Source organism: Flavobacterium flabelliforme, assembly GCF_017948675.1.
Lineage (GTDB): Bacteria > Bacteroidota > Bacteroidia > Flavobacteriales > Flavobacteriaceae > Flavobacterium > Flavobacterium pygoscelis.
Genome location: NZ_JAGFBU010000004.1, coordinates 1 through 12,334 on the forward strand (window position 1 = coordinate 1; position 12,334 = coordinate 12,334).

Below are 12,334 nucleotides of genomic sequence, written 5' to 3' on the forward strand. Positions count from 1 at the left end.
CCTGATCAATGATCTTAAGTTTTAAGTCAAATCCAACGGATTTTTTTTGACAGTCTGGTTTCTTTTCTTTCATGTTGTCCTGTAAATAGTTGTTGATTTTTTGTCAACCTATTTCAGGATTTTACATGGGGTAATATAACCGCAAACGTCTTGGCGCTTGGCGAGGTATGGGAGTAAAGATGCGAGATTTTTCCATTAAACACAAATTTTACAAATACAAAACCATCTTTAAATTAAGCCTAAAACCCAAATATCTTGTAACGGCTGTTGGCAGATGGTTTTTTTATTTATTCTGATTGTCCGTTTCCATTATTCACTTTGACTTTGACTTTTTTAAAATTTCCATTTTCATCTTCTTCCAATTTATTTTCTCCAATTAAATAATATTTGCCTTTTTCTTTAATTATTCGATTTTCAAAATCTTTATCTTCTGATATAAACGCTTTTGTTTCTGCAATTTCATTCCAAGTTCCACTTTTTAAAGACCAAACAGAAACTTTATTCCACCAACCTTCAGTTGTTCGAGAAAAGATTATTATTTCATTTGCATTATCATTATTTAAATCTTCAATTTTCGCAACAACAATTCCTAAACTTTGTGCTATAGTTATTTTTGGAATATTCTCTGTGAACTCAATATTTATATCACAATTATTTTTCCCGCATTCAATTTCATTTGTTTCTAAATTCCATTTATAATTTACAAATGCAGTATCGTTAATTTCATCATTATTAATATCTCCAATAAAAAACTTTCTGTTTTCTATTTCAATTTTCGAGTTTTTAGAAATAGGTTTTTCTGTTTTAGTTTGACAACCAAAAAAGATTAAAATTAATATTAAATATCTGATTTTCATATAAATATCTTTCATTTTCTGTCGCTCGAAACTGTCTGCTAACGTTTCGCGGGTTGCAGAAGTGGCGAACTTCGTAACCGCAATTTTTCTGCTAAGATAAAATATCTTGCGAAAGATAAACGTGAATTTACCACATATTTCGCCATTTTTGCAAACCGCTGTTGGCAGAAGTATTTTTATTTATTATTGATTTGGTAATAAGTACAGAATATTTTTTTTCCAATCTATAGTCAATAAATAATCTTCAAAAAATCCATTGCCGATTAGTGACGAAACGCCTTTTTCTAATAAAATAGTTTGATTAGTTAGTTCAATTTCGCCAATTCTAATTTTTTCAATTTTAAATGTTTGTTTTGCTTCTTGGCTGTTTTTTTGTTCTTCTTTTAAATTTCCTACAAACGAACTGTTCGCAGTAAATCTTCCACTTGAACCAGTATCAAAAATAAATTTATGTTTTGTATTATTTATTTCAATATCTAAATATGATAATCCATAATTTTCTTTATGCATTTCAACTTTTTTATGTTCTCTACTTGATAAATCAATTTTATCAGTAAATCTGATTACTTTATTTTTAAAATCAATTTGCCAATTTGCTTTTCTCATTAAGTTGTTTCCTATTACTCCGTCTATTTTTAAATTTTCATAATCCTTTTTTATGAAGTTTAAATCTAGAAGCATTCCATATGTATTTTCAAAAATAATATTTGAGATAGAAACTTTTGGTAATTCAATCAAAGCGTTTTTTTGTGCAGAAATTGAACTTCCAGAAGCTTCGCCTTCTTTTTTAAATTTATATTCTATTTCTTTTGAGATTTCTTGGTCAATTAAAGTTACTGCCGCACCAGTATCAAAAATAAAGTTGTATTCTTTGTTTGAAATATTTACCTTAATAAAAATATGTTTTTTATTATATTCAAAAGGTATTTCTGTTATATAATCTTTTTGGTTTACAAATCCGCTTTTACAAATTTGTTTTAAATTTTGACTTACACAATTGTAGTTTGTCAAACATAATATTGTTAAAAGTAATAATGTGATTTTTTTCATAGTTTATTTTATTTGTGCAATTTTTCAGAATATTTTTGCCAACTTGTATATATGTATGACTTTATTGTACCTATATAACTAAATCTGTGTAGATAAGTATAGAAACGTTCCTACATTACTTTATTTCAAATATATAAAATAATTTCTTACAAATTTATATTTATGCAGTTTTACCATATGAAAAATGTTGTTATGCGTATAAAAAAAAACGGCAGTTAAAACAATTTTTAAATGCCGTTTTTGATTATCAAAAAATAAAATTTAAATTATCTCTTCTACAAATTCCTTGATTTTTCCAGTTCCATTTTGGGTTAGATGTTTGATAAAAGCACTTCCTATAATGGCACCTTTAGCATATTGAGTGGCTTGGTTAAAGGTTTCTTTATTGCTAATTCCAAAACCAATTATTTGTGGGTTTTTTAAGTTCATGTCAGAGATGCGTTTGAAATAATCAGCTTGTTCCGCACCAAAACCAGTTTGTGATCCTGTAACACTTGCCGAACTTACCATGTAAATAAATCCGTCAGAGACACTATCTATAAAGTTAATGCGTTCTACTGCAGTTTGTGGCGTGATTAGAAAAATATTTTTTAATCCGTATTTTTCAAAGGTTGCTTTGTATTCATCCGCGTAAACATCAACAGGAAGGTCCGGAATAATTAATCCATCAATTCCTATTTCGGCACATTTCTGGCAGAAATTTTCGATTCCGTATTGTAACATCGGATTGAAATAGCCCATGATCACTAAAGGAATGGTTACTGTTTTTCGGATGTCTTTTAGTTGGTCAAACAATACTTGAGTGTTCATTCCGTTATGAAGGGCTTTTGTTGAGCTGGCTTGAATTGTTGGTCCATCTGCCAAAGGATCACTGAAAGGCAAACCAATTTCGATCATATCGACACCATTTTTTTCTAAATCTTGAATGATTTGAACGGTATCGCTTAAATTAGGATATCCAGCAGAGAAATAGATGGAAAATATCTTTTTGGCTTCTTGTAATTTTTTATTTATTCTGTTCATTTTATATTTTTTTCTACTCTTTTACCAATTTTTGCATTAGTAGGTTTTAAAGAGAATTTATTTGTTTAAAATAATCAAGTTTTTGAAAACTATTTAGGTCATCGTATTGGATTCGCGTAAGGGATTGCAGTGTAAATCCTTTTCCTTTTTTTCTTAAAAAAGGAAAAGATTGCAACGAAAAGCCCGCCCGCCGCTGTAACGCTAGTGAAAGCGGGGAAACGCCCCAAAAAATCTTTTATAATTTAAAATAATCGATATATGTATTCAAATCTTTATCGCCTCGGCCGGAAAGATTGATCACTACGATGTCCTCTGGTTTAAATTTCATTTCGTCCAGAACGGCAAAGGCGTGCGCGCTTTCTATAGCGGGAATTAAGCCTTCCATTTTAGACAATTTGATTCCCCATTGCATGGCTTGATCATCTGTAATTGACACAAATTGAGCTCTTCCTGTAGCGAACAAATGCGCGTGCATAGGGCCAACTCCTGGATAATCTAGCCCTGCAGAAATAGAGTAGGGTTCTGTGATTTGTCCATCAGTAGTTTGCATCAACAATGTTTTACTACCGTGAATAACACCTACTTTTCCTAAAGCTGATGTAGCAGCACTTTCGCCAGAATGAACGCCTAAACCGGCAGCTTCGACAGCAATTATATTTACCTCTTCATTATCAAGGAAATGGTAATAGGTTCCGGCAGCATTGCTACCACCACCAACACAAGCAACCACATAATCCGGGTTTTCACGACCTTCTTTCTCTAATAATTGTTCCTTGATTTCCTTAGAAATTACGCTTTGAAAACGCGCTACCATGTCTGGATACGGATGCGGTCCCACAACGGAGCCAATAATATAGTACGTATCAACGGGATTATTAATCCAATCGCGAATGGCTTCATTAGTAGCATCTTTTAAAGTTTTAGACCCTGACATTGCCGGACGAACCTCGGCGCCCAACATTTTCATACGAGCTACATTTGGCGCTTGACGCTTAATATCGACTTCGCCCATGTACACAATGCATTCTAATCCCATAAGCGCGCAAACTGTAGCGGTTGCAACACCGTGCTGTCCTGCACCCGTTTCAGCAATGATTCTGGTTTTACCTAATCGTTTTGCTAAAAGGATTTGGCCAATGGTATTATTGACTTTGTGCGCTCCCGTATGACACAAATCTTCTCTTTTTAGATAGATTTTAGTGTTGTATTCTTCCGACAAACGTTTTGCAAAATAAAGGGGTGTAGGACGACCCACATATTCTTTTAGCAAAGCATCAAATTCAGCTTGGAATTCAGGTTCCGCTGTTATTTTTAAATAGTTTTGGCGTAGTTCTTCGACATTTGGGTATAACATTTCAGGAATGAAGGCACCTCCAAATTCTCCGTAATAGCCTTTTTCGTTTACGTGGTATGACATGATTTTTTCTTTTTATTGTTTTATATTTGAGATACGAATGATCGCATCTTTAGATAATTCTACATTCTTTAATCCAGGTTCTATTTCAAATTTGCTATTGACGTCAATGGCATGAATAGGTAAATTTGTTTTCAATATTTCTTGTACACTTTGTAATTCCTCAATTCCAATTCCGCCGCTTAGAAAAAAGGGTTTTGTAGAAGGATAATTTTCAAGTGTTTTCCAATCGAATGTTGTTCCGTTTCCTCCCGGTAATTTTCCTTTAGTGTCAAAAAGGAAGTAATCACAAACGGTTTCATAAGGTTTTAAAAGTTCAAAATCAAAGCTATCATCCACTGAAAACACTTTTATAATTTCGATTTCAGTGCGCATTTTATTTTTTAATTCTTTACAGAACGTAACAGATTCTGAGCCGTGCAATTGTATGGCTTGTAAATCGTGCTTTTCGGCTTTCGCCAAAATTACGTCTATAGTTTCATTTACAAAAACCCCAGTTTTCTTAATCGATTTCGGTAAAATTGGAATAATTCCATCAAAATAACGACTTGATTTTTCCCAGAAAATAAATCCCATATAATCGGGTAGGAGCGATGCTACTTCGAGTATGTTTTCAGGATATTTCATGCCGCAGATTTTGATCCCAAATCCCCCAGCCCCCCGAAGGGGGAATTGTTGCGACGGATTTGCACCGCAATTTTTATTGTTATTATTTCTTGAAAATGATTGCATAATAAAATTTATTTATCTGTTGCTAGTTCCCCCTTCGGGGGTTAGGGGGATTAAATTTTACTAATAAACTCTTTGGCTGCCTTTCCAGCATTATCCGTTTTCATAAAATTTTCTCCTATTAAGAAACCTTTGTAGCCAAATGGCTTTAATTCGGTTATTGCTTCAATTGACGAAATGCCACTCTCTGATACTTTTACGAAATCATCTGGAATTTGTGCTGCTAATTTCTTGCTGAAATCTAAACTCACTTCGAATGTTTTTAGGTTCCTGTTATTTACGCCAATCATATCTAGTGTAGGCATTATTGATTTTTCTAATTCCTCCTGATTGTGGACTTCTAGTAAAACTTCTAAGTTTAAACTTTTTGCAAATTCAGATAGCGATTTGATTTCTTCACGAGTTAAAACTGCAGCAATTAGTAAAATTAAATCGGCTCCGTGGGCTTTTGCTTCTAGTATTTGGTATTCGTCAACGATGAATTCTTTACGTAAAAGTGGAATATTTACCGAGGCTCTAGCCAAAAGTAAATCGTCTAACGAACCTCCAAAATATTTTCCATCGGTTAAAATTGAAATTCCGCAAGCACCAGCTTCTTCATATCCTTTTACCACTTCTTCGACAGTAAAACCATAATTGATTTCTGCCTTTGAAGGCGAACGACGTTTGTGCTCGGCAATAATTCCTGAGGTGCTATTTTTTAAACTTTTACTCAAAGAAATAGTCTTTTTTTCGAAGAAAATCGATGCTTCCAATTGAGAAACTGGAATGATTGATTTCTTGAGAATAACTTCTCTTTTTTTGTCGATTATAATTTTGTCAAGTATATTCATATTTGTTTTTACTGCTAAGGAATTCTTTTAATCTTTTTTTGCCACTAAGGCGCAAAGGCACTAATTTTTTATTCTGTGTTAATCTGTGTTAATCTGTTTGCAAATTTTTATACTGCAAGCACTTAGATTCTTAATTTGTATTTATCTACTCAATTCTTGTAATTTCTTCAAAGATAAAAGTCCTTTTCCAGACATTAAACTCTCTTTTGCTATTTGAAATCCTTCTAAAGGACTACATTTTGTCACCGTCGCAATGGCCATTCCTGCATTGGCACAAACCACGTTGTTTTGCGCTTCAGTTCCTTTGCCTGATATAATATCGATAAACATTTGCGCCGATTCATCAATAGTAGTTCCGCCTTCTATCTGGCTTTGCGCCAAAAGAGAAACACCAAAATCTTCTGGATTCAGCATTCCTTCTCGATTGTTGGTTATCATCTTCGTTGGTCCTGTCAGTGATACCTCATCATAACCATCAAGCGAATGCAAAATCGTGAAATTTGTGTTTGTATTTTGGTACAAATAGGCATACATTCTTGCCAATTCTAAATTGAAAACACCTACTAATTGATTTTGAGGAAAGGATGGATTTACCATTGGCCCAACCATATTAAAAAAGGTTTTTACTGCTAATTCTTTTCGGATGGGACCTACGTTTTTCATAGCAGGATGAAATAAAGGAGCGTGCAAAATTGCAATTCCAGCTTGGTCAATACTACGTTCTATAAAATCAGATTCATTGCTAAATTTAATTCCTAATTTTTCCATTACATTACTTGATCCTGAAATAGAGGAGAGACCGTAATTTCCGTGTTTAGCGACTTTAATTCCAGCTCCTGCAGCTACAAATGATGCTAAAGTAGAGATGTTAAAAGTATCTTTTCCGTCACCACCCGTTCCACATAAATCAACCGTATTGTACGCCGATAAATCGATGCGAATACACAAATCAAGTAAAGCTTCACGAAACCCAGAAAGTTCGTCGATACTTACACTACGCATCATGTAAACAGTCAAGAAAGAGGCGATTTGGCTAGTATTGTAACTGCCGTTGGAAATGTTTACTAAAACATTTTTAGCTTCTTCCTTCGAAAGCGTTTCATGATTGATCAATCTGTTTAATATATTTTTCATTTTTTTTTAAGATTCAAATGGGGTATATGATTTTGGATTCTTTTTTTTAAGGCTAATTAAATCCTACTCGCTTTTTTTATGTTGTGCCATGTATTTTAAATAATCAACTATTTCTTGGGACTGCTGTTGGGTTATTCCTAAAGTCGGCATTTTTACTTTATGTCTAAAAGAGGCAGGATTAACTATATAAGCAACCAATTCTTTTTCCTTCCAATACTCGGTAACACTTTTTGGATAGTTTAATTCTGGGCCCATAGTTCCTCCAATTTCATTTATGGCATGACAGGTAATGCATTGATTTTGAAATAAATTATAGCCTATTTCAACTTTTTTATTATCTATAGGAAATAATTCATTACGGGATGTATTACTAGGTTCAAGATGAATTTTTATCAAATTATAAGGCCATTTGTAACGGCTATCTTTTTCTGAAACGGATTCGTAAACGATATAAAAAGGCGTAGCGTCCATTTCGTTTTCATTTTTAATTATTTTCTCCCATTTCAAACCTTTTGGAGCTTCGACATCTTGGAAGGCTAGGAAAGATTTGGTGTTCAAAAATAATTCTAATGGCATTTCGGGTTTGTAACCGTCAATACACTCAAAAACAATTTTAGTGTTTTTTATATCAATTGTACTTAATTCAACTTGGCTTTTAATCAATTTTTCAGCGTTTACTGCTTTGTATTTTTTTATTTTATGATAAACAGGATCATTAACAATTGTAACAATGGTATCTTTTCCTAACTTATTTTTTGCTTGTAAATCAAGCAAGTCCAATGTTATTTTTTTTTGCGTAGAATTTCTAGTTTCTATTTTTTGCTCCGTATTTTGATGACAAGAAATAAAACTGAAAGTAAGTAGTAAAATAAATACAATATGGATTTTGACTATTTTCATTTTTTAAAAATAAAAGTGGAACCGATTTTTAAGGACTGCTAATTATTAATTATTAGTTTTTTACCCAGTTTTCTAATATCTTTTTTCCATTTGGTGTTAGCACGCTTTCAGGATGAAATTGTACGCCTCGGACATCAAAAGTTCTATGGCGTAACGACATTACCTGCCCATTTTCGTCAAAAGAAGTTGCTTCTAGAACATCTGGTAAATTAGTATCTACAACCCAAGAATGGTAGCGACCTACTTCAAATTCGTTTCCTAAACCTTCAAATAAAAGCTCATCATCAACTACTGTTTTTACCATTGTTGCTACTCCATGATAAACATGATCTAAGTTAGAAAGTGTTCCGCCAAAAACTTCGCCAATCGCTTGTTGTCCTAAACAGACTCCAAAAATACTTTTTGTCGAAGCATATACTCGGATTACTTCTTTTAGCAATCCTGCTTCATCTGGAATTCCTGGGCCTGGAGAAAGTAGTATTTTATCAAAAGCTGCAATTTCTTCAATATCAAATTCATCGTTTCTAAAAACGGTTACCTCACAATTTAAATCTTCAAGATAATGCACTAAATTATATGTGAAACTATCGTAATTGTCTATGACTAGTATTTTTCCCGTAGCCCCCGAAGTTGGAACTGTTGGTTTAGTTGTATTTTTATTTTCCATTTTAAAATTTTTTAGTCTCGTCTTCCTCCCCTTCGGGGACGGCTTGGGAGGGGATTTATATTGTTTCGGCTAAATCTAAAGCGGCATTTAACGCTCTTAACTTGTTGTAAACTTCTTGCATTTCGCTTTCTTCATCAGAGCTGGCAACAATTCCTGCACCGGCTTGTGAATGCAATTGATGGTTTTTACTGAGGAAAGTACGAATCATTATAGCATGATTAAAATTACCTTCAAAATCCATGAAGCCAATCGCTCCTCCATAAAAATTACGATTTGTTTTTTCGTAGTCTTCAATCAATTGCATAGCGCGATGTTTAGGCGCTCCGCTCAAAGTTCCCGCAGGAAATGTATCGGCAACTACTTGCATGGTTGTGGCTTTTTCATGTAAATGTCCCGTTACTTTTGAAACCAAATGAATTACATGCGAGAAGAATTGTACTTCTCTGTATTTTTCAACGTTCACATCATGACCATTGCGACTCAAATCATTTCTGGCTAAATCTACTAACATTACATGTTCGCTGTTTTCTTTTTTATCTTCTGATAATTGTTTAGCAAGAACGGCATCCTTTTCGTCATCACCTGTTCTTTTGAATGTTCCTGCAATAGGATGGATTTCCGCTTTACGATCTTTTACGATAATTTGAGCTTCAGGAGAAGATCCAAATATTTTAAAATCGCCATAATCAAAAAAGAATAAATAGGGTGAAGGGTTTATGCTTCTCAAGGCGCGATATACATTAAACTCATCTCCTTTAAAACCTTGAGTAAATCGTCTGGATAACACCAATTGAAAAACATCGCCTCTAAAACAATGTTTTTTAGCCAAAGAAACATTGTGCTTGAATTCCTCGTCGGTTAAATTAGAGAAACCTTCTCCTTCTTTACTGAATTTATAAGAAGCAATATTTCGGGATTGCAGTAATTGCTCAATCTCTGAAATGTTGTTTCTATCATCAACACTATGACAAAAAATATATGCTTCATTTTTAAAATGATTAATCGCAATAATATTTTGATAAACTGCATAATAGACATCAGGAATCGTATTACTATTTTCTTTTTTGGCAATAGCTACTTTTTCAAAATAACGAACGGCATCATACGAAATGTATCCAAATAATCCGTTATTGATGAATTTAAAATCATTTTTCTCTGATTTAAATTGATGTGAAAACTCCTCAATGATTTGTGGTATATCGGTATTTGAGTCGATAATTATTTTCTCAACATTTCCGTCAGGATACGTTTTAGAGATAGTCTCATTTTCAATTTTTATCAAAGCAATAGGATTACAACAGATGTAAGAGAAACTATTATCATTACCGTGGTAATCACTACTTTCTAATAACAAACTATTCGGGAATTTATCTCTAATTTTAAGATATACACTCACAGGAGTGATCGTATCAGCGAGAATTTGTTTGTGTTTTGTATTTAAGATATACTGTTTCAAGAGAAATAAATTTAATAATTACTATTTTATTGGCACAAAAAAAAGGCTTGTCGTGATGACAAGCCTTTTATATTTATAGTTCAAATAATACTATAGGAGCTTAGTTCACGACGTTTGACGTAAATTGTTCCACCACCAAGTATTGTTTAAAATTGTGTTCATGTTTTATTTTATTGCAGCAAATATATAAATGTAATTTGATTATTCAAATAGATCAAATGTTAATTTTTTTTATAAATGGTTTTATTTTTTCTTATTTAAAAAAATAAAACCCCAACAATTTCTTGCTGGGGTTTGTAAAATGGTGTTTTGTAAATTAGAATTTTAAAGCTACAGTTAAATAGAAATTATCATTGATAGCTTTGTCTCCTAGGTTATCAAAGAAACTTCCAGAACCATATTTAATATCATATTTAGTTCTGTCAATTTTTAAATTAGTTGTAGCAGTATTTGCTGTTGTAGCAAGATCAAAAATTACTGGTTTAGTAATGTTTTTTATTGTTAAATCAGCAGTTACAGTATATAAATTAGGTGATTTAGTAACAATTTTTTTGAAAACTAAAGTAGCTGTAGCAAATTTATCAGTTCCAAAAAAGTCATCCGCTTTCAAGTGACCTTCTAATTTCTCTTTACCTTGTCCTTCTTTTAAGTCAGTTACAATCATTGAATTCATGTCTACTGTAAATGTTCCACCTACAACATTTTTCCCTTTAAAAACAAGACTACCGTCTTTTAGGTTTACTGTTCCTTCATGTTGTCCTGTTACTTTTTTTCCTGTCCAGTTGATTGTACTTTTTGTAACATCTACTTTTTTTGTTTGTGCTGATACTGATGTTGTAGCTAGAACTACTACTAATGCTAATGCAATTGCTTTAAAATTTTTCATTTTTTTTGTAAATTTAATTTAAGGTTTAATAATTATAGAGTAATAAATAATTCTTCGTTTGATTTTCTAACTTTTTTGAAATGTTGCGTAGCATCTTCCTCATGTCTGTAGCCAAGAGTTGCTATTAATGTGGCGTTCAGTCCTAATTTATCAAGTCCTAATGCTTGGTTAACTTGAGCTGGAACAAAACCTTCCATTGGAGTAACATCAATTTTTAAGTCAGCCGCCGCATTCAAAAGATTTCCTAAAGCCAAATAGGTTTGTTTGGCAGACCAGTTGTTTTTTTCATCTTCTGATAGTGCTGTGATCGTCTTTTTCATAAAATCAATGTAGCCTTTCATACTTTCAAGAGTAACATTTCTTGTTTCACTAACATTTTTAAAATAACTGTCAATTCCAGTTACTCCAAAATTTAACTCATTAGCAAAAATAATGATATGAGAAGCATCTACTATTTGTGATTGTCCCCAAGCCGCTGGTTGCAATTGGGCTCTTAATTCTGGATTTTCGACAATAATAATTTTATATGGTTGTAATCCGTAAGAAGAAGAACTTAAACGTATAGCTTCTTTTAGGATAGCAATTTCTTCATTTGTTATTTTTTTGGAGCTATCGAATTTTTTTGTAGCGTATCTCCAATTTTGATTTTCTATAAAGGTATTCATGTTGTTTTTATACGTTATTGGTTTCTAAATTTCTCTAATAAATAGTTTAACTGAATAATTTCGTCTGAACTTAAGTTATTAGAAAAAAACTGCTCGTGCTGTATTACTTTAGGATCAAGATCTTTAAGTATATCTAATCCTTTTTGGGTAATTAGAACTTCAATTTTACGTCTGTTTTCTGGGCAAACTTTTCGGGTAACGAAATCTTTTAATAATAGTTTGTCAACTAATCGGGTGGTATTACTCGTTTTAGCCAGCATTCGTTCTTGTATCATCGACATATTTGCAGGATTTCCTTTTTGACCTCTTAATATTCGAAGTACATTATATTGTTCTCCGGAGATATCATAAGATTTAAGTATTTCATTAAATTTATCGGTAATCATACTCTGCGTGTACAAAATATTTAGGATGATTTTTTTAGAATTATCCATCGGTACTGTTGACTTTAAAACCTCTTCAATTTTCATATTTTATCTATATGTAATTTGTTGGTACAAATGTAACACTTTTTTTATTTGTATATACAAATGTTATTAATTTTTTTTATTAATTTTTTAATTATGCTGTTGAGCAATAACTGTTGTCTATAAAATTGGTAGCTTACTTTATAATTTAAAAGCTAAAGTTTCAAATTATATTAATTAACAAAAGAGATTTTCTACTTCATTTTTTGAGACTCAATTTTATTGCAATGCTAATGAAGTATTATTTCAGGTT

At 32.2% G+C, this 12,334-nt stretch carries 13 protein-coding genes; all 13 read right to left on the reverse strand.

Annotated elements, in window-relative coordinates:
* Window positions 1-287: 287 nt before the first annotated feature.
* Window positions 288-857, reverse strand: a complete 570-nt coding sequence (locus tag J3S90_RS10620; protein WP_210646190.1) for a hypothetical protein — start codon at window positions 855-857, stop codon at window positions 288-290.
* A 183-nt stretch (window positions 858-1,040) separates the two neighbouring features.
* Entirely contained in the window at window positions 1,041-1,907 is an 867-nt protein-coding gene (locus J3S90_RS10625) for an aspartyl protease family protein (RefSeq protein WP_210646191.1), read from the reverse strand.
* A gap of 261 nt (window positions 1,908-2,168) precedes the next feature.
* Window positions 2,169-2,930 carry a tryptophan synthase subunit alpha gene (gene trpA / locus J3S90_RS10630; RefSeq protein WP_210646192.1) on the reverse strand — a complete coding sequence of 254 codons (762 nt, stop codon included), beginning with the start codon at window positions 2,928-2,930 and terminating at the stop codon, window positions 2,169-2,171.
* A 235-nt stretch (window positions 2,931-3,165) separates the two neighbouring features.
* The gene (gene trpB / locus J3S90_RS10635; RefSeq protein ID WP_188051697.1) at window positions 3,166-4,347 is read right to left on the reverse strand and encodes a tryptophan synthase subunit beta; all 1,182 of its coding nucleotides are present in this window, start codon (window positions 4,345-4,347) and stop codon (window positions 3,166-3,168) included.
* 12 nt (window positions 4,348-4,359) lie between these two features.
* Complete coding sequence (locus tag J3S90_RS10640; RefSeq protein ID WP_210646193.1) at window positions 4,360-4,971, reverse strand: phosphoribosylanthranilate isomerase; 612 nt, start codon at window positions 4,969-4,971, stop codon at window positions 4,360-4,362.
* 155 nt (window positions 4,972-5,126) lie between these two features.
* Window positions 5,127-5,906 carry an indole-3-glycerol phosphate synthase TrpC gene (trpC, locus tag J3S90_RS10645; protein WP_210646194.1) on the reverse strand — a complete coding sequence of 260 codons (780 nt, stop codon included), beginning with the start codon at window positions 5,904-5,906 and terminating at the stop codon, window positions 5,127-5,129.
* 141 nt (window positions 5,907-6,047) lie between these two features.
* Entirely contained in the window at window positions 6,048-7,040 is a 993-nt protein-coding gene (gene trpD, locus J3S90_RS10650) for an anthranilate phosphoribosyltransferase (RefSeq protein ID WP_210646195.1), read from the reverse strand.
* 63 nt (window positions 7,041-7,103) lie between these two features.
* The gene (locus J3S90_RS10655) at window positions 7,104-7,940 is read right to left on the reverse strand and encodes a c-type cytochrome (protein WP_210646196.1); all 837 of its coding nucleotides are present in this window, start codon (window positions 7,938-7,940) and stop codon (window positions 7,104-7,106) included.
* A 52-nt stretch (window positions 7,941-7,992) separates the two neighbouring features.
* The gene (locus tag J3S90_RS10660) at window positions 7,993-8,607 is read right to left on the reverse strand and encodes an anthranilate synthase component II (protein WP_188051702.1); all 615 of its coding nucleotides are present in this window, start codon (window positions 8,605-8,607) and stop codon (window positions 7,993-7,995) included.
* A gap of 55 nt (window positions 8,608-8,662) precedes the next feature.
* Window positions 8,663-10,063 carry an anthranilate synthase component I family protein gene (locus J3S90_RS10665; protein WP_210646197.1) on the reverse strand — a complete coding sequence of 467 codons (1,401 nt, stop codon included), beginning with the start codon at window positions 10,061-10,063 and terminating at the stop codon, window positions 8,663-8,665.
* 316 nt (window positions 10,064-10,379) lie between these two features.
* Entirely contained in the window at window positions 10,380-10,949 is a 570-nt protein-coding gene (locus J3S90_RS10670) for a YceI family protein (RefSeq protein WP_210646198.1), read from the reverse strand.
* A 32-nt stretch (window positions 10,950-10,981) separates the two neighbouring features.
* Window positions 10,982-11,614 carry an NAD(P)H-dependent oxidoreductase gene (locus tag J3S90_RS10675; protein ID WP_188051705.1) on the reverse strand — a complete coding sequence of 211 codons (633 nt, stop codon included), beginning with the start codon at window positions 11,612-11,614 and terminating at the stop codon, window positions 10,982-10,984.
* A gap of 14 nt (window positions 11,615-11,628) precedes the next feature.
* A complete protein-coding gene (locus J3S90_RS10680) occupies window positions 11,629-12,084 on the reverse strand; it encodes a MarR family winged helix-turn-helix transcriptional regulator (RefSeq protein WP_188051706.1) in 456 nt (151 codons plus the stop codon).
* Window positions 12,085-12,334 lie beyond the last annotated feature (250 nt).